At 40.8% G+C, this 19,708-nt stretch carries 12 protein-coding genes; 9 read left to right on the forward strand and 3 right to left on the reverse strand.

Features of this window, described 5'->3' with window-relative positions:
- Positions 1–723: 723 nt before the first annotated feature.
- Complete coding sequence (locus QZZ23_RS04460; protein WP_292467209.1) at positions 724–1,257, reverse strand: tRNA (cytidine(56)-2'-O)-methyltransferase; 534 nt, start codon at positions 1,255–1,257, stop codon at positions 724–726.
- 5 nt (positions 1,258–1,262) lie between these two features.
- The gene (locus tag QZZ23_RS04465; RefSeq protein WP_292467210.1) at positions 1,263–2,783 is read right to left on the reverse strand and encodes an AMP phosphorylase; all 1,521 of its coding nucleotides are present in this window, start codon (positions 2,781–2,783) and stop codon (positions 1,263–1,265) included.
- A 407-nt stretch (positions 2,784–3,190) separates the two neighbouring features.
- Here QZZ23_RS04465 and QZZ23_RS04470 point away from each other — a divergent pair, with 407 nt between their 5' ends.
- A complete protein-coding gene (locus QZZ23_RS04470) occupies positions 3,191–3,517 on the forward strand; it encodes a hypothetical protein (RefSeq protein WP_292467211.1) in 327 nt (108 codons plus the stop codon).
- Positions 3,518–5,100: 1,583 nt separating this feature from the next.
- Positions 5,101–5,547 carry a nucleoside deaminase gene (locus QZZ23_RS04475; protein WP_292467212.1) on the forward strand — a complete coding sequence of 149 codons (447 nt, stop codon included), beginning with the start codon at positions 5,101–5,103 and terminating at the stop codon, positions 5,545–5,547.
- A gap of 186 nt (positions 5,548–5,733) precedes the next feature.
- Here QZZ23_RS04475 and QZZ23_RS04480 read toward each other — a convergent pair whose 3' ends face one another.
- The gene (locus QZZ23_RS04480) at positions 5,734–9,849 is read right to left on the reverse strand and encodes a GLUG motif-containing protein (protein ID WP_292467213.1); all 4,116 of its coding nucleotides are present in this window, start codon (positions 9,847–9,849) and stop codon (positions 5,734–5,736) included.
- A gap of 480 nt (positions 9,850–10,329) precedes the next feature.
- Here QZZ23_RS04480 and QZZ23_RS04485 point away from each other — a divergent pair, with 480 nt between their 5' ends.
- From QZZ23_RS04485 to QZZ23_RS04515, 7 genes are all read left to right on the forward strand, one after another.
- Positions 10,330–11,508: a mechanosensitive ion channel domain-containing protein gene (locus tag QZZ23_RS04485; RefSeq protein WP_292467214.1), complete on the forward strand. Its 1,179-nt coding sequence runs from the start codon at positions 10,330–10,332 to the stop codon at positions 11,506–11,508.
- 36 nt (positions 11,509–11,544) lie between these two features.
- Positions 11,545–12,420, forward strand: a complete 876-nt coding sequence (gene pheA / locus QZZ23_RS04490) for a prephenate dehydratase (RefSeq protein WP_292467215.1) — start codon at positions 11,545–11,547, stop codon at positions 12,418–12,420.
- A 17-nt stretch (positions 12,421–12,437) separates the two neighbouring features.
- The gene (locus QZZ23_RS04495) at positions 12,438–13,355 is read left to right on the forward strand and encodes a hypothetical protein (RefSeq protein WP_292467216.1); all 918 of its coding nucleotides are present in this window, start codon (positions 12,438–12,440) and stop codon (positions 13,353–13,355) included.
- Between the two features lie 64 nt (positions 13,356–13,419).
- On the forward strand, positions 13,420–14,376 hold the full coding sequence (locus QZZ23_RS04500) for a MoxR family ATPase (RefSeq protein WP_292467218.1): 957 nt from the start codon (positions 13,420–13,422) through the stop codon (positions 14,374–14,376).
- A 39-nt stretch (positions 14,377–14,415) separates the two neighbouring features.
- On the forward strand, positions 14,416–15,300 hold the full coding sequence (locus tag QZZ23_RS04505) for a DUF58 domain-containing protein (RefSeq protein WP_292467220.1): 885 nt from the start codon (positions 14,416–14,418) through the stop codon (positions 15,298–15,300).
- Positions 15,300–17,174: a BatA and WFA domain-containing protein gene (locus QZZ23_RS04510; RefSeq protein WP_292467221.1), complete on the forward strand. Its 1,875-nt coding sequence runs from the start codon at positions 15,300–15,302 to the stop codon at positions 17,172–17,174. Before QZZ23_RS04505 ends, QZZ23_RS04510 begins: the two co-directional genes overlap by 1 nt.
- Positions 17,174–19,624: a VWA domain-containing protein gene (locus QZZ23_RS04515; RefSeq protein WP_292467223.1), complete on the forward strand. Its 2,451-nt coding sequence runs from the start codon at positions 17,174–17,176 to the stop codon at positions 19,622–19,624. The genes QZZ23_RS04510 and QZZ23_RS04515 overlap by 1 nt, the downstream gene beginning before the upstream one ends.
- The last annotated feature ends 84 nt before the right edge of the window (positions 19,625–19,708 follow it).

Below are 19,708 nucleotides of genomic sequence, written 5' to 3' on the forward strand. Positions count from 1 at the left end.
ATCGATTCAAACAGAACTAAGAACACTTTTATTACTTTTGACTGTCAAACTTGGGATCTAACAGAATAATAAAATTGTTAGATTTTAAAATTTGGGTTTTTAGAGACTGTCGGAAAAGTCGTCTAGTATGAAAATTAGAAGTAATTATAGCAACAATAGCTAAGAACACACCCTTTCTATTTTTCTTTAAGGTACTCATTGATACTGGTTCCATAATTGGTTATAACTATTTAATTCGACACGCATTGCAAAAATTGCCTTGTACTGGGACTTTTCCGACAGTCTCTTTTAAGTTATAAAAGTTCAAAATCAGAGGATTTTTATAATCATCTTCGTTAGATTTATTATGTAATAGGAATGTTGAAAGAAATACTTAATATAACCTCAAAACAATAAAATGAAGTATCAATATTAAAGGTGGTGAAAAAAGATTATCACAGAAGAAATGTTAAGGGAAATTGTTGGAGCAATAACCCTGTACATATCCGTTAATGCAATTGTGCATCTATTAGATGTCGTCAATCACCTAACATAACGTAACATTTTATGATTAGGTATTGACAATATATAAATTTTGCCGGATTCATTTTTTCCGGTACTTTTTTTTTCAGTTTACTATTAAAATAGTGAAATTAAATTCTTATTTATATCTACCATTCATATCTATGGTAAAGGTACTTATGTTTCTATTCCTTCTGTGAAGAGGGACCCTTGATCCATGATTTATTCACGATTGTCAATAACCTTCTTACCGCATCTCTCAGGAACTATTGTTAATTCCCCGCCTTCGAACTTCGAATCCAGAGGGTCACTTTCGGCGATCCTGTCCAGAGTGATAGCTACAGCAGCTACCTCTGAATGAGGCTGGTTGCCAACAGCAACATTCCAGTCAGCCATTTCATATATCTCAAAGGGTACCTTTTCAGCACCCACAACTACCATGAGCTTATCGTATTGCTTTATCTCAGGAACCGCATCGGGTAGATTAATTCCGTACATGGACAAATGACAGACTTTTCCACCATCTTCTTTCCATTTCCTGATCTCTTCCTTCCAGCTGACATTATTCTTAACGTAGAAATCCCCGCCCCATCTTGTTGAAACATCGGCTATATTATCAGCAAGTTTCTGGTCTTCAGATGCCAGAAGCATACCTTCGGCACCAAGGGCCCTTGCTGTCAAACCTACATGAGTTGTTATTCTCTTGTCTCTCTGTGGACGGTGGCCAAGTCTTAATATGACTATTTTTTTGGGCATAGCTATCAGACTTCTTTAATATCTGCTACCCGCTCAAGAAGCATGCCTTCAACAACAATTGGGAGATCTTCCCTTGCACTTTTGATAGCCGCGTTCAATTTATCCTCTTTTTCGGCATATATTGTCAAAACCGGCTGACCTTCTTCAACTGCTTGCCCACGTTTCTTGTGTATCATAACACCTGCTCCCTTATCATTCGGTGCACCTGCAAGCCTTGCTATCTGAACGATGCGCTTGTTATAGAACTCAAGAATATAGCCATTGGTCGGAGCCTTTAGATCAGCCGTGAATTCGCCCACTTTAATATCCTTGTGAGTTACATCCGGATTGCCACCCTGGATCTCTATTATTTCTTTTAGTTTTGCCAGTGCTTTACCATTCTTCAGTGTCTCAATTGCAAGCTCACGACCCTGTCCTTTTGCAGCCACTCCACCCATCTCAAGCAGCATACCTGCGAGAACAGCACTCTTTTCGATAAGACTATTCGGACCTTCCATTGTTTCAAGAACCTTGAGAGCTTCTATGACCTCAAGTGCAGGACCAACTGTTCTTCCCACAGGAGATGCACCATATGTGAGTGCACAGTCAACTTCCATACCAAGACGTTCACCAAGACTTATGAGATCCCTTGCAAGTTTTCTTCCGGCCTTTACATCAGGTAGTTTAGTACCTGCACCTGTAGGGAGATCCATAACTACTTTCTGAGCGCCAACTGCACCTTTTTTAGCCATTATGGAAGCCAGCAGCTGGCAATGTGGATCAATGGAGAGGGGATACTCAATTCTAATGAGCTTGTCATCAGCAGGTGCAATATTTGTAGCTCCGCCCCATACAATGACACCACCTACCTTTTCTGTCATCTCTTTTATCTGTTGGGCAGTGAATTCCACCGGAGCCAGTATCTCCATAAGATCAGCTGTGCCACCAGCACCGGTTATTGCACGGGAACTGGTCTTTGGTATAAGCAGTCCATTGGCTGCAACGATTGGAACAATGAGCAGGGATATCTTGTTGCCAGGCACGCCACCTATTGAATGTTTGTCCATTATAGGAGAAGTGCTGAACTCTATACGCTCACCGGTATCGATCATTGCCTTTGTGAGCCATACAGTTTCGTCTTCGCTAAGATCCTTGATGTAAGTAGCAGTGAGGAAAGCTGCAAGTTCGATGTCATTGAGATTCTCCTCAACTATGTCCTTTACAAGCTCATATATCTCGTCCCTTTCAAGCTTGATACCATCCATCACTTTCCTGATGATATGGATGGATGTTGGTTTTTCTGCAGGTTCAACTTCCACAGTTTCGGTCCATTCCTTCTGTAGCTGTTCCTGTACCTCGTGATACAGCCCAACCATTCCCGGAGAGATCATATCCTCTGTAAAATCAACAATTGCTGTAAGGGTTGTGTGGTTCTTAATTCTCACCCTATCGCCTTCGTTAACTCCCATTTCCTTGGCGTCAATTGTATTCAACACCACTTTATATTTGCCGACTTTGATATCAATAGGCTGTACTTTTAGCTGCATTGTTCCACCTTTTATTCTTATACTGTCAAGAGCACTATCGGATAAATAGGTTAACCTCTGGTTAATAGGGAATATAACCCAAACCCTTTAATATGTATAAAAGTAGAGGTTCGAGTTTAGAAATGCGCATTTCTACCCCCTATAAAAGAAACACCACGAGGTAAATATGTGAGTAACAAAACAAATACAAAAAACGAACATACATCCTCTTTAGTTGAATGTTCCTTGAAATCAATAACTGAATTACCATTCAATGCATAAAGGCCGAAGGAGTTTGCTTTTAGCCTGGTTGTGTTTTTGAAGATAACGGGGTTGCATTGTGCGAAACACTTAAATAAACTCAACATTCATATCATAAAATGTAAAATGAATAATATCATATCTAAAATAAACGTGGAGTGATAGTTGTGAAGGATAAAAGTAAAAAATCCAACAGTTCAGAGTGCATTAAGGGTGAAGGCGATACTCTTGAAAAACTTGGGTGCGTTGTAGACGAAGGCAAAACTCTTGAAGGTCTTGGGGGCATCAAGAGCGAAAGCAAGACTCTTGAAGATCTTGGGGACATCAAGGATAAAAGAGAAATTTCCAAAAGTTCAGAGTGCATTAAGGGCGAAGGCGATACTCTTGAAAAACTTGGGTGCGTTGTAGACGAAGGCAAAACTCTCGAAGATCTTGGGGGCATTAAGAACAAAGGCGGGACAGTCACGTCACCCAACCGGGGCTCAGATAAGTAGGCATTTGGGTATATTTCCCAGGCAAAACTATTCTTAAACCTTGTTTTTGAAACCGATTTGATCTTTCCAACATAACCTTGGCAAGTATACCAAGGTTATACTTGTTATTTAAAAGAGGATTTCTACAGAACTGAATACTATTTTTTCAGAAGAATTTCCTAATCTGGTGATGATATCCTTTGTAGAATATGTAAAGAAATAGTCGATTTTAATAAGAAAAAAAGAATTTCAATTCAAAAGAAGTAAAAAAAGCATTAACAGAGACATTATGTTATTTCAAGTCTTAAATCAGAGATTAGATTCTCCTCTGGCATATAGTGAACAACTGTTACACATAATCAATTATAAAGAATCAAAAATCGTAGTTATATTTCTAAAATCGTTTGTCAATTATATCACATAATTTTTGACCAGGTACGCTGATTTTATTATGAAAATTCAGGAAAAGTTAGGCTTATTGGGCAATAATAGGCTAATATATTTTATCCATAAATAGTACAAAGTAATGGTTGTTTGGAGTGAACTGAATCTATAATTCCTAGATATTTAGAAAGAATATCAGTTATAATCATATTTTCCTAATCAGTAGAAGCTGGAATCTAATAACAGGTACAAACTTTTTATGATAAGTAATAACAACCTCATTCATTTTTGTGTCGTCACCTTGCAAGTGCCGAAGGCACAACCCTGCCTTACACTAAGAACCAACAAAACCCTAGGAATATGCTTATGATTTTAGTGCTTTCTTTTTCATAGGCACTATGATTTGAATCCCATTCCTCAGTTTATTAAGATGTGACTCCTGGTTTTTCGAACCAGATCAATGAAACAAGAAAATAAGCAAAATAAATCGGTATGATATTCATAAACACGTTTTATGAAACTGGGAACTTATAGAGAAGAGATATAATCTCTTTCGATGAGTGTAGTAAAAAGCAAATATCTAATTGGAGAAAAGCTTTACTTAATAGAGCGGACGGAGTATCTGTGGAAATACTCCTAAAATCTTCACAAATCACCTTCAGATTACTTTTAGCTGTAGTTGCGCCATCTCTCCCATCCTGTGTACATCAGACTAACAGAACTAATGTATAGAGGTTGTAAAAGGATTGAATTGATGATACATGATTTATATTTGAATTAAATTTGTTAAAAACAGTTAAATCACTCCTTTCTTTCCATTGGAACTTAAAAATGAATCGGATATGCTTTAGAGTACCGAATATTAGGTAGTTACTTAGCTTTAAAATGGCGTCTCAGTCAGTTACATTATAATAGTAAGTTGGGACTGATACACGTATAATCCCTCCTTCAGAATCCGTTATAAAGCCTCCATTGAATTTTCAGGGTTATTGATGTTGATACATCTTCATTTCTTAATTCACGGCAGAAGTCGTTATTTTAATATGGAAATGATTCTTTTATTTACACCTTCTATTTCTTCACTTATTGATTTTGGAATGTTTTGAAAATATAATAGGAATATTGAACTCGGAAACTTGCTTTTATGCCAAGCCTTTACACCCACCACTGTACTTAAAACCCATAAATTATGATATTGCTTCATGAACGCCTTTATGCAAATGGCAATAAAAGAAGCACGTCACGGCATGGAACACAATCACGGAGGACCATTCGGGGCAATTATCGTGAAGGACGGCAAGGTATTGTCCAGAACCCATAATGAAGTACTGAGAAGCAATGACCCTACTGCCCATGCAGAGATACTCGCCATAAGACAGGCATCTGCGGTCCTGGAAAGATTTGACCTTTCGGACTGTGTGATATATACGAGTTCGCAGCCATGTCCCATGTGTCTTGCAGCAATTTACTGGGCACGCATAAAGACCGTGTATTACGGCTCCGACAAAGATGATATTGCCCTTGTTGGTTTTGATGACAGTCTATTTTATGAGTATGTTCGGGGAGAAAGTCAGGATAGTGGACTGAAGCTGATTAATATTGAAAGAGATGAAGCTCTTAAGTTGCTTAAGGACTGGTCTGAAAAGGAAGATAAACAAATGTATTGATCAGTACATCCTAAAGTAGCATTCTGTGATAAGTTACAGCTCACTTATACCCATTTTCATATTGTTGATGATTTTTAATGTAATCTACGCAATATAATGCAAAGACTATGAGTCTTAACATTCAACAACAAAAAGAACACATAAAATAAAAATAAAAAAAGTAAAAAATGCCGTATCAATACGGCATTACTCCTTCTTCTTTACCTGTGTAATATAGTACCCGGCTCCTCCGACAATCACCAGAAGTAAAAGGACCCACAGCCAGGACATGGACATACCCTGCTTATCAGTATCCTGAGTTTCTGTCACAGTTTCTCCGGTGTCATCACCAAAGAGTGCATACGTACTGAAATGGGATACCTGGATGGTAATGGTCCTTGTACCGGCATCTGCTGTTCCCTGAATGATCTCCCATTCACCGGTATCATCATTGTACCAGCCGACCTTTGCGCTTTCTCCGTATTGCTTCCATTCTTCCTCACTTAGTGTAAATGTAAGGCGAATAGCCGGAGAGAATATTGTACCGTCAGGTGTACATTTATAGGCATGCAAGGCCATCGCATCATCCATCTCAGGAACATCCCTTGCTGCCGGAACATCAAATACAGGAATATCCACTATTCTTATACTGCTGCCAGAATTACCTGAAGCATCAGTGACCTTTGTGCCGGTGCTGATACTGATATATGCGGTCTCTTCACTTGACCAGACAGTTACATCACTCAGGGTTTCGCCGTTTGCGTCTGCTTCAAAACTCACGGATTCGATATGTTTTGTGCTTTTTTCTTCTGTACTGTCTTCACCTTGACTCTCAGCAGATTCGTCCGTATCTGTTTCACGGATGACTAGACTTCCAGAGCTTCCACTTCCTCCTGAACTTGATGATCCTGAACTTGGTGCTGTTGTCACTGTGATGGTCATGTTACTACTGAGATTGCTTCCAGCAAAATTGCTTGCATTCAGGTTTACATTATAGGTTCCTGTTGCACTGTAGGTATGAGCAGGATTCTGCAGAGTGGAATTAGCTCCATCTCCAAAGTCCCAGAACCATGCTGTTGGAATGTTGCTGGAGTTGTCAGTGAACACCACACTCAGAGAAGCATAACCTGATTCAGTGCTTGCAGTGAAGTTGGCAACCGGAATTATGGTGTCGTTTATGGTGATTGTCATTACCTGAGAATCGACTGATCCATAACCATCACTTACATTGAATTCAACGTAGTAGGTTCCTGCATCACTGAGATCAGTGACCCATAAACCTTCACCAGTGCTGGTGTTGAAAGTATCGAACAGAGCACTATTGTTGCAGCCAAATACCTCTGTATCGCCGTCTGCATCTGTGGAGTTGATGCTAAAGGTGACATTTTCTCCTTCATAGACTGTGATGTCAGTTACATTGAGAATGCTGACAGCGTTGTTAGAAACCTGAACGTTGTCACTGACTCCTGCTGAAAGTATGGAATCAGTGGCATTGTATGCATAGACTGTGATGTTGGACCATGCATGAGCAGTGAGTCCGGTATGATTGAAACTATCTGTTGTACCGTTCAGCCAATTTTCGTTATAACTTACGTTATAGGAATCGCTAACATCTCCTGTACCTGCATTCCAGCTATGGTTCACCCAGAAATTACCGGTTGTGTTTGTGAAACTTTCTGGTGTTCCTGGTATGAAAAGTGATTGAACTGTAAAGTTCTTCGCTATTGAGGTCTGTCCGTCCGGGTTGATGACATACAGTGACCAGTCACCTGCAATAGCCTGTGTAAGATCAAATATAGTGTTGATCGTGGTATAAGTAATACTATTAATTGTTCCATTTATCGGAGTTTGACCAGCAATTGTCAGGTTTACAAAGACAGTGTCTGTGATGTTAAAGCTACATCCTGTGACGTTGAGCAGGAATGACATACTACCGGCACTGTTGTTGATACCACTACTTGACGATATGGACACAACGTATGGTGCAAGTGGAGCAGGTATATCCTGATACTGGAAGTACGGAAGAGTATAGCCATCTATTATTTTCCATACAAAGTCTGAGTCATCGGTTGTTATGATGATGTTGCCACTTTCATTCCAGTTCAGACCGGAGCTTCCTGAAACGAATGCAAAATTGGTGAAATTGGCATAGGAAGTAGAAATACCACCATTAGTATCAGCCGGACTGCCGGAATAATAACTGTTGGTCACATATACAGTGCTGAACATAGCAGAATTTCTCCCGACAAGACCGCCGACAAAACTAGCGCCACTAACATTGCCAGTGGCAAAACAATTAGTTATAGATGCCTCGGCCATCTCGGCATGATTATACCCGACAAGACCGCCGACAGTAGAACTACCAGTAACAGTACCAGTGGCAAAACAATTAGTCACAGATGCCTCGACCGTACTACCCTCATTCCACCCGACAAGACCGCCGACAGTAGAACTACCAGTAACAGTACCAGTGGCAAAACAATTAGTCACAGATGCCTCGACCGTACTACCCTCATTCCACCCGACAAGACCGCCGACAGCACTACTACCAGTAGCCGTGCCAGTGGCAAAACAATTAGTCACAGTGCCAGCATTATTACACCCGACAAGACCTCCAACCCAATCACCACCTGTAATATTACCAGTAGCATAACTGTTGCTCACAATGCCGCTATTCCACCCGACAAGACCGCCGACATCATTACCACCAGTAATATTGCCAGTGGCATAACTGTTGCTCACAATGCCTCTATTATACCCGACAAGACCGCCTACATAATTTGTTGTTGAAAAAACACCATCTGAACTGATTTCTATTCCAATATCATGGATGTTAGCACCAGAACCTGCATAACCAAAGAATCCGGCATAGTAAGTGGTCTGATAAACAGTCAGGTTCTTAATGGTAAATCCGCTTCCGTTAAAGTTACCTGTGAACTGTGTGCTGAAATTACCAATTGGAGTGTGATTGCCTACAAGTGTGATGTCCTGTGTCAATATAAAATACTTGTTCCAGTCAGCAGAAGTTGCTGACAGGTCATCAATGTCGCTATCGGTTGAGAGAAGATAAGGATCAGCTTCTGTACCACTACCGCCGGAGTAAGCTATATCCTGATACTGGAAGTACGGAAGAGAGGAACCATCATCTATTTTCCATATGAAACTTGAATTAACTTCCGTTGTGATGATGTTGCCACTTGCATTCCAGTTCAGACCAGAGCTTCCTGAAACGAATGCGAAACTGGTGAAATTGGCAAAGGAAGTAAAAGTACCTTCACCGGCATCCGTACTGCCGGAATAATAATTGTTGGTCACAGTGCTGCTTTCATCATACCCGACAAGACCGCCGACATCAACACTACCAGTAACAGTGCCAGTGGAATAACTGTTTCTCACATTGCCATAACGAGTATACCCGACAAGACCGCCGACAGCAACACTACCACTAACATTACCAGTGGCATAACTGTTGCTCACAGTACCCCCTGAATTATTCCCTACAAGACCGCCGACAGAATTACCACTACCAGTAACATTACCAGTGGCATAACTGTTGCTTACAGTGCCAGTATTATACCCGACAAGACCGCCGACATTACCACTACCAGTAACATTGCCAGTGGCATAACTGTTGCTCACAGTACCCAAAGTACTGAAACCGACCAGACCGCCCACAGAATTACCACTGCTAATAACAGTACCATTGGCATAACTGTTGCTTACAGTGCCGCCATAATTAGACCCGACAAGACCGCCGACTTCATTACCACTACCAGTAACAGTGCCAGTGGCATAACTGTTGCTTACAGTGCCGCCAGTATTATACCCTACAAGACCGCCGACAGCATTACCACCAATAACACCATGTGAGCTTATTTCTACTCCAAGGTCATGGATGTCAGCACCGGAATTTGTATAGCCAAAGAATCCAGCATAGTCAGAGGTTTGATAAACGGTCAGGTTTTTTACTGCAAATCCGCTTCCGTTAAAGTTACCTGTAAATTTGGTGCTTGAATCACCGATCGGAGTGTGATTGCCTACAAGTGTAATGTCCTGTGTCAGTATGAAATACTTGTTCCAATCAGCAGAAGTTGCTGACAGGTCATCAATGTCGCTGTCAGTTGAGAGCAGATACGGGTCTCCACTTGTACCACTGCCGCCGGAGTAAGTGGAAGCTGATGCAGGTATGCTGAGAGATAAACAAAGCATCAGCAAAATTGATATTTTCAGAATGCTGTGCTTGAATTTTGATGTGTGAATATTGCTTTTGTGTGTATGAGAGTTTGTTGATGCTGCTATCATGATCTTGCCTCGGGATTTCATTCGGGCGATGTTTACTGGAATACGATAATATGATCGATTTATCTGGAGACTGTATTTGTTTTTTATAATGGCCGTGTATATATAAAAATATAACTATGATAATAAATTAAATATTTTGAAGAATATGAATATGGGTTCTGCAGAACTCTTATTTTAAGAATAAATACAACCTTGATAGATCTGTCAAGATTGCGTATTAATGGTTTGATCTTCGAGTTCTAAGATATTGCATTTTTGTATCGGGTATAGCTTTGCTGGAAACGTTAAAAACAGGTGCAATGAGATTATCAACATTAAAAGAAATACTTACTTTCAGATATAGCACGCACTGATCATTCCTGATATGTCTACTTTTGGATGTACTGATGACATTAACAGTAAAGGAGAATTAATCATATTCATAAATATCGTCTACTCTATATATATGATGAGATATCATTTATCAGTCAGAAGTGAAAATTATCAACCGGGAGGGCAAAAGTGGATATAGAGCAATTCATACCAAGTATCATTTCACTGATTGTAACACTTTCACTTGTCCTGTTGTTTGATTTTCTGTTCCGGAAAAGAAAGTTATTTTCAAGAGAAAAGATGATACAGCAAATTATTTTTGTTGTAATTTTAGTCACTGGAATATTGTTTATCATTTTCACCCTGCCAATTACTGTTGAAGACAAGAACCTGATCCTTACCTTCGTAGGTCTGATAATCGGTGCCATAATCACATTTTCATCCACCACCTTTGTGGCAAACGCCATGGCCGGCATCATGCTCAGACTTATAAATCCCTTCAGAGTGGGAGACTACATTAAAATTGATGGTACTTTTGGGAGAGTGACCGAAATGTACTTCCTGCACACGCAGGTACAGTCCATGGACAGGGACCTTATAACGATCCCAAACATAAAACTGGTTTCTAACCCACTAAAGACCATCAGATCATCAGGAACTATTATAACTACAACTGTATCACTGGGATACGACATATCCCGAAAAGAGATTGAAAAAGGTCTATTAAAGGCAGCTGAGATAACAGGACTTGAAAATTCATTTGTTCATGTTGAAAAGCTTGGAGATTTTTCAATAACTTATAAAGTAGGAGGCCTGCTTAAGGATATTGAAAGCCTCATTACAGCGAGATCTGATTTTAAAAAGAACGTCATGGATACACTGCATGATTCAAAGATAGAGATAGTATCCCCAACTTACATGAACCAGAGAGTTTTCAGTGAAGACTATGTGTGCCTGCCACCAAAGGAACCAAAGCATGACATTATTGAAATTGAGCCAGAGATAAAAACCGAGGAAATCATCTTTGATAAAGCCATCACGGCACAGATGCTTGACAGGATATACATTACCGCAGAAACCCTTGCTCCGCGCAGAAAGGAAATGGAAGAAAATATCAAGCAAATTGTTGATGAGAACACCAGAAACGATTTAAAAAAGCAACTTGCTCAATTGACCATAAAAGAGAAAGAAATCAAGCCTCTCATACAGGAACTTAAAACTCTTCCAGATATTACTGCAAAGAGTGATGAAAATAAGGATGTGGATGTGGAAGGCATGGTAAAAACAGATAAATATGTCGTGGAACTTGCCGAACTGCACATTGATGTTGAGAAAAAAATAGATCAGGCCCTGGAAAAACAGCAATGAAAAGATTTTTTAATTTTGTAGTTATTGGAGAACAGAATGATAATCGGTGTACTTGGCCCTAAAGGAACCTATTCTGAAAAAGCGGCAGAGCAATGGATAGAGAAGACCGGACGCAAGGGAGAAGATGTTCTTGAATATTGTGCAGACATACAGGATGTATTTTCACTTCTTGAAAAAGACGGATGCGATATAGGAGTGGTACCCCTGGAAAATTCCATTGAGGGTTCAGTTGGAATCACACTTGATAGACTGATGGAAAATGACGTGCAGATAATAGGGGAAACGATTGTCACTGTCGAGCACTGCCTGCTTTCACGGGGTAAAAAAGAAGATATTAAAGTGATACTTTCGCATCCACAGGGCCTCGGCCAGTGCAGGCAGTTCCTGAAGGAACAATTTCCTGCGGCCGAGCTGAGAACCACAGGGAGTACATCTCACGCAGCAAAACTCGCTACCGAATTTGAGGAAATGGCAGCTATAGCCTCACCTGAGACTGCAGATATGTATGATCTTAATATTGTCATGTCAAATATTCAGGACAGGAGGTATAACCATACACGTTTTATTACAATCACAAAAAAAGATACTGGGCAAAAATTCATAAAACAGTTACAAGGAAACGATCCTGAATGTTCCTACAAGACTTCTATAATAGTTTACCTCGACCGTGATCGTCCAGGTGCACTTTACAATATACTGGGAGAATTTGCCAATAGCAATATTAATCTAACCCGAATAGAATCGAGACCTTCAAAAAAAGTACTTGGAGACTATGTGTTCTATATTGACTTTAAAGGAAACATAAGCGATGCTATTATAAAAGATGCTCTATATAACATAGAGCCGAAAGTAGGGATGTTGAAAATGCTTGGTTCATACTCTGAATTTGATTCTTATTGCGAATCTAATTAGGTGTAGTTAAAAACCAGATGCCAATTGCAGGATTAAAAAGCGGTGCAGTCATGGATGTAAGGGAGTTCGTAGAAAAACAGGAAGCTTCACTTAAGCGGTATCGGATGATATACAAGCTCCTTGATTTTGCGGCAATAACCATTGTTTTCTATTTTTTACTGTTCTATCTAAATGTAGACAGGGTTTTTCCCTTATTGAACAGTTTTGAGGTCAAAGCCGGGACATCTTATAATGTACTGGGAATAAGTATCGCCTTTGAAACTGTTGCTTTAACGCTCATAGCAGCCTTTGTTGCATTATTACTGACATTAACCCTGCATCTGCGGGATAAGAAAACAAAAGCATTGTTCATGATAGAAAATATCTATCCAGACCTGCGTGAAAGGCTGCGTACAGCATATGATAATGCCAGTATTGATAACCTTGTAGTAGCAGATCTGCTTCATTCAGTATCATTAAAAATAAAGAGTATTGATCCTTCTGCATTGTTTATAAAAAAAAGAGTAGTATTCGGGCTTATTTTAATATTGCTTTCCAGTGCGATGTTGGTCTATGTCGTTCATAATGATGTCCGTACAGGTCTGGTTTCCCCTGAGGATATGGCAGGCCTTATAGACGGACGTAATAACGATGGATCAGAAGAACTTTTAGAGTTTAGTGATGAAAACAGTAATATTACCAGTTCAGGGACTGAAAACCTGACAGGTGAAATTGCTATTATTGTTGTGGACGGAACTCCGGTTGACCTGACACTTCCACCTGGAACAGGTGTTGGTTTTGAGGACTCAGGAGATTCAAATGAATCAGACACAGGCTTTGATAAATCCTCACCGTATGAGATAAGCGTCATAACATCACAGGCATATTATGAGCAACTTCCCGAAGGATATGAAAGTGTAATTAAATCTTACTTTGAGGAAATGGCTCAAAGCTAAAGCACAAAAAGATAATTAATATTCATCAATTACATTTACAGGACAAAGATAAAGGAGATAATAGATGGCTAGCGACCTGTCCCAAACATATAAAATGGCCGGCGATATGTTTGCAACCCTTTCCAATGAGATTGGAAAAGTAATTGTCGGCCAGAAAGCTTCAGTGGAACAGATATTAATTGCAATACTCTGTAACGGGCATGCACTGGTGGAAAGTAACCCTGGTCTTGGAAAAACACTTACCATTTCAACTATATCAAAAGTAATGGACCTGAATTTTAGCAGGATACAGTGTACACCAGACCTTATGCCTGCCGATATCACAGGAACACATATTATAGAGGAAAATGACGGACACAAGGAATTCAAGTTTGAGCCCGGACCCATATTTGCCAATATCGTACTTGCCGATGAAATAAACCGTGCGTCTCCAAAGACACAATCCGCATTGCTTGAAGCGATGCAGGAAAAGCAGATCACTGCTGGTAATGACACTTTCATGCTAGAGCAGCCATTCTTTATTCTGGCAACCCAGAACCCTATTGAGATGGAAGGAACTTTCCCTCTTCCGGAAGCACAGCTTGACAGATTCCTGCTTAAGATACTTATGGACTACCCTAACTATGAGGATGAAATCGAGATTGTGAACCGCTATACTAAATCTATTATGCCCGCTGTTAATAAGGTACTCAATAAGAACACGCTTCTTGACCTGCAGAAACTTACAAGGGATGTACCTGTTGCAGATGATATCAGAAACAGGGCAATTCGGATTGTTATGTCAACCCGTATCAAAAGTGAATATATTGAATACGGTGCATCTCCAAGGGCATCGATCGGACTTATTCTTGCAGCAAAGGCACGCGCACTAATAAGAGGACGTAATTTTGTCAGTGCAGAGGACATAGATGCCATGGCATATCCGATACTCAGGCACAGAGTGGCGCTCACCTTTGAGGCAGAAAGAAGAGGAGCAACTACTGACCAGATAATCAAGAGCATACTTGAGAAGACAAAGTAAAAAGGCAGCTTTGCCGGGTACTCACGCAGGGCATTTGCAATGAGCAACAAGAGACATAACATCGACGTTGATTTTTTCAGGCAGCTTGACCGCTTTACTTTCATGGTAAGGAAACGAGTCTCAACTGCATATGCTGGTAGCAGACGCTCCATACGCATCGGGAAAGGACTTGATACCAGAGGATACAGGGAATATAACCAAGGAGATGAGCTCAGGGCAATTGATTGGAAAGCCTATGCCAGAACTGAAAAACTCTATATCCGCCAGTTCGAGGAAGACAAATCCCTGACAACACACATCCTGCTAGACTCCAGCAAGAGTATGGATTACACCGGAGGGGATGCCCCGAGCAAGTTCGAATATGCAACAATGCTCGCAGCAGGGTTTGCATATCTTGTTACCAAGGACAATGATAAGTTTGCTATATCCACATTCTCAGAGGAAGTCGATTTCGCAAAACCACGAAGAGGAAGAAGACATCTTCTAAGTACGATCGATAGGCTTGAAACAGCAAAAGTCGGCGGAAAAACAGCAATCAACGAGTGTACTATCCAGTATGGGAAAGCCATACACTCACGCTCTCTTGTCATTATCATCTCTGATTTTATGCAGGACCCTAAGGAAATCGAATCTGCCATCTACCGTTTTGCTGACCATGACCTTATACTTGTACAGGTACTTGACAAAACAGAAAGTTCCCTTGTTATCCATGGCCACAGCCGTCTTATAGACCTCGAGTCAGGGATCAAATTAGACACGTATATCAGCGATGATCTGAAAAATGAGTATCAGGAAAAACTCACAAGTCATATTAATCATATCGGGGATACATGCAGCAGAGTAGATGCCGAGTTCTATACCTTTACAACTGACATCCCGATATTTGATGCTTTCTTCCACACAATAGGCCGGAGGAGATGGTAATGGCCTTTGATACTCCTATTGCACTGGTAGCACTAATAAGCGTAATTCCACTTATTATTCTGTACCTTCTCAGACCAAAGCCACTTAATGTACAGGTACCATCCCTTATGTTCCTTCTTAATATAAAAGAAGAGAAGAAACGTTTTTACACATCCATTACAAAACTCATCAAGGACCCGCTTTTACTTGTGCAGTTACTGGTACTGATATTGCTGGCACTGGCTGCAGCCGCACCATATTTACAGACACAGGAATCACTTAGTGGCGAACATACAGTCCTTATCATTGACGCGTCTGCAAGTATGCAGACCGATAACAGATTCAGCGATGCAATATCACAGGCTGAGGATTATGTCAGTAAGAAGAACAGCATCATACTTGCAGAGAGCACTCCGGTAACAATTCTTGATGGAGAAAGCTCTGAGGCGACCTATGAAGCCCTTAATTCACTTGAAGCAAAGGCCACCGTTGCAGACATTTCCGGTGCTATTTCAGCAGGAATGAGAATGCTTTCAGAAGAAGGCGGCAATATTATTGTAGTATCTGACTTTGCCAGCTGGAACGGGGATGATCCGGTAAATGCCATGAAACTTGCAGAATCATACGGACTTACAGTCCAGTTGCTGCGAGTTGGCAAGGAAGCAGACAATACAGGTTTTATCCAGGGAAATATTGAGGCTGTTAATGGAACTTATACTTATACCGGAGTTGTAAAGAACTACCGGAGCAGCCGACAGGTAGTCGATCTTGATATTGAGAACCTGGACAGCGGCAGGACAAATGCAGTTTCACTCAATATCCCCGCACGTTCAACAAAACAATTCCAGCTTAAAAATCTTGGAACCGGTATCACCGAGGTCAGAATAACAAATGATGACAGCCTGATGGCCGATAACATCGCATATATTTCCATCCCGAGGATCTCTGACAGACAACTACTTTATGTAACAGATGTTGATAACCTTCCATCGCAGATCGGACTTTCACTTATACCGAACATTAATCTTAAACAGAATGAAGGGGTGCCTGATGACCTTTCGACTTACAGTGTAGTTGTGATTGCAAATAAGGAAAGAGCACTTCAAAGCAATGAAATCGCGACTCTCGCAAGTTACCTCAATAACGGAGGCAGAGCTGTATTCATAGCCAGTGATGCACTTTCATCAGATAGTGCGAAGACAGAATTGCAGGAATTGCTTCCTGTAAAAGTTGGAGCTGTTGAAAATGCTGGCGATGGTGTTACCCTTGAAGTTGTACAGGAAACAAGACTTAGCGAGGATATCAAATACGAGGAAGTTGCCATGTATCAATTCCTTAACGTAACCGGCAGGATAGATTCCACTACGCTTGTTGCTACTGAAGAAGATGTTCCGGTACTTGTATATGGCTCCTTTGGAGACGGCACAGTTGTATATCTGGGCATAAACGATATGACTGGTGAAGATGCCTGGAATAACTTCCATAATCTACCGGAGTATCCGGTATTCTGGTTCAAGCTTGCAGGATGGCTTGGAGGTACTGGCAGTGTGCAGGACTATAACCTGAACACAGGAACAATCTCTGCACTGGCAAAAGAGCAGGAAATTACTACCCCCGGAGGAACAGAAACCGTAAGTCGTGTGCTTTATGATGAAACCGGGGTCTATAAAGTAGCTGGAAAGGAAATAGCTGTGAACCTCTACAACGACAGGGAATCTGATACAACACTCGAAGGAAATGATGTTATAGACCGCTCACAGGCAAACGATGGACCCAACATCGTACGTGCCAGCTCCTATACAGCAAAGAACTATCTGGATACTTATATGATAATCATTGTTTTTGCACTGGTAATACTCGAACTGCTGATAATAAGAAAAAGAGGTGAACTCTGATGGTCCAGTTCGAGAATCCCGCAGTTCTGTGGCTGATAATCCCTGCTGTTATTGCAGGGCTCTACATGCTGAAAAAAGTAAAAAGGAAAGAGCTTATTATTTCCCGCATAATTGTTGTCGTACTGCTTATCACAGCCTTTGCATCACCATTTATACTGGTGCCAAGGGTCACAATTGATGACAGCCCTGATCTTGTGATAATCTCAGATGAGACTGAAAGTATGGCACTGTTTGCAAATGGAACTGCATCTGAGCTTTACGAAGCTTTGACTGCAAAAACGCCCGCAACACTTGTAAAGCTCACCGGGGACAGCACTTCCCTTGGAGATTCCATTGTACAATATTCCACTGGAGATAACCAGATAGTGCTGGTTACTGATGGTAACAGCAATACCGGGCAGGATGTCGAAGATGCCCTGCAATTTGCACAGGAAACAGGCACATCGGTTTATTTAGTCCAGCCAGAACTGGAGAATAACGACCTCACCGTGCAAATCGAAGGTGACAAGACTGTCATACAGAATAATGAAAACCAGTTCAATATTGTGGTATCCCAGGCAATGGAACAGCAAATTACGTACAGTTATGAACTGTATAACGATGACACTCTTATAAGAAGTGCTACGGTTACACAAACAGAACGTGAAAAAACAATACCTATAACTCAAGTAACCTTTTCCAAGCTTGGAGCACATACCCTAAAGGTTGTTATAGTACCTGAGGGTTCTGACGTTGACGAGATCAACAATGTATTTTACAAGTCAGTTTACGCTGTACCAAAACCAAAGATAAGTGCTATTAACCTTGATACCACATCACCACTTGGTGGCATATTGTTGAACCTCTATGATGTTTCAACAGTAAGAGGACTTGAAAACATCGATAACAAAAAAGTCATTCTCATCGATAATACTGCAGCAAGAACGTTCACAGATGATGATGTTCAGCAAATGAAAGAATACCTCAATGAAGGAAGGGGTATTATTGTAGTTGGAGGAGACGGTTCATATAACTTTGGTAACTATCTTAATTCGTCCATCGAGGAAATACTACCTGTTCTTTCAAAACCTACAGACTGGAGTGGTGGCAGGAATATAGTACTTGTACTGGACATATCACCCAGTTCAAGAGATCATCAGACACTTGATGACATACTGGCAAATGCTCTCGCTATACTCGACGATAAAAATCTAAGGGACTCAAATTTAGGTGTCATTGCTTTTGGAAGTGAAGGTACAGACGTATCTGGCGGACTATTGTTCCTTGGTACAGCCTCAAATATGGAATTCCTGGATTCTGAAATCAGAACCCTCACACCAGGATCTGCAAGCGATACATCACTTGATAAAGGACTTGCGATTGCACAGGAATGGCTCCAAAACGAAGCGGGAGAACTTCAAATAATTATCATTTCTGATGGTGGTATCAAATACTCATATGATGATAGCTTGGCCATCGCAGAGAATATAGTAGGTGAAGGTGTGAACCTCTATTACGTGCATATAAGTTCTAGTGCGCCATCACAGGTTGATGACTATGGGAACTTGTATGCAGAAAAATTGATGAATGAAGTAGGAGGCACTTATTTCCATATAGAACAGGAAGAAAGAGCAAATATAAAGTTCGATAAACTGCCTCAGGAAACAAATGACAATGAAACGGATGATTCTGGAACCTATCCTCTTATCGAACTCAATACCAAGCATTTCATCACCAAGGATATCGACATAAATGGCACCATCACCGGCTACAACGACGTTACCCCAAAAGCAGGAGCTGATCGTCTTATAATTACCAGCACCGGAAAGCCTGTGCTCACCACCTGGAGATACGGACTTGGAAGGGTTGCTGCCCTTACAACCGATAACGGGAAGGGTGGAGAGAATATGTGGGCTACACAATTGTACTCAGGCAATAACTCAAAGCTCATATCCTCAACCGTAAACTGGGCAATTGGAAATCCAAGAGAAGAAACCGGAGCTGTTGTGGATGCACCAGACACATGGTATGGCACACCTGTAACTATTGAACTGACAATGTATGATGAAGGCATTCCCACTCTGAAACTTGACAATGCGGAAGTTGATCTGTCACTTACAGGGACAAATGTCTATGAAGCTGATATTAACCCAAGCCCCATAGGTATACATGACCTCTCAGGGTATCCTGTAGCAGTAAACTATGCACTTGAGTACCGCGATGTGGGAATTAATGAGGATCTTCCTGTACTTATCAAGGCATACGGCGGAAGTACCTATACTGTAAATGAAGCAAGGGCCAACTTGCTTGAAGAAGCAAAAGGAAACTCCGAAAAGCTTGTACGTGACAGTGTGAGCCAGAAGATATACTTCCTGATCGCTGCTCTTATTGTATTCCTTGGAGAAGTCATCCTGAGAAGAATAAAAGAGATAAAGGAAATGAAGAAACTGGAGCAGGAGATCAGGACTTAGATCAAATGTTCTGATTTTCTGTTAAATCATATAGTCCGCTGATGTTGAACTATTGTAGACTTCAAGCAGGGCTTTTTTCTTTTT

The sequence above is a fragment of the Methanolobus sp. genome, assembly GCF_016278385.1.
Classification (GTDB): Archaea; Halobacteriota; Methanosarcinia; order Methanosarcinales; family Methanosarcinaceae; genus Methanolobus.

Coding starts and splice junctions, on each gene's coding strand:
- QZZ23_RS04465 (WP_292467210.1), bottom strand. CDS start 2,783: ATGCAGCTAAAAGTACAGCCTATTGATATCAAAGTCGGCAAATATAAA.
- QZZ23_RS04505 (WP_292467220.1), top strand. CDS start 14,416: ATGAGCAACAAGAGACATAACATCGACGTTGATTTTTTCAGGCAGCTT.
- QZZ23_RS04480 (WP_292467213.1), bottom strand. CDS start 9,849: ATGAAATCCCGAGGCAAGATCATGATAGCAGCATCAACAAACTCTCAT.
- QZZ23_RS04460 (WP_292467209.1), bottom strand. CDS start 1,257: ATGCCCAAAAAAATAGTCATATTAAGACTTGGCCACCGTCCACAGAGA.
- pheA (WP_292467215.1), top strand. CDS start 11,545: ATGATAATCGGTGTACTTGGCCCTAAAGGAACCTATTCTGAAAAAGCG.
- QZZ23_RS04495 (WP_292467216.1), top strand. CDS start 12,438: ATGCCAATTGCAGGATTAAAAAGCGGTGCAGTCATGGATGTAAGGGAG.
- QZZ23_RS04475 (WP_292467212.1), top strand. CDS start 5,101: ATGGCAATAAAAGAAGCACGTCACGGCATGGAACACAATCACGGAGGA.
- QZZ23_RS04500 (WP_292467218.1), top strand. CDS start 13,420: ATGGCTAGCGACCTGTCCCAAACATATAAAATGGCCGGCGATATGTTT.
- QZZ23_RS04510 (WP_292467221.1), top strand. CDS start 15,300: ATGGCCTTTGATACTCCTATTGCACTGGTAGCACTAATAAGCGTAATT.
- QZZ23_RS04515 (WP_292467223.1), top strand. CDS start 17,174: ATGGTCCAGTTCGAGAATCCCGCAGTTCTGTGGCTGATAATCCCTGCT.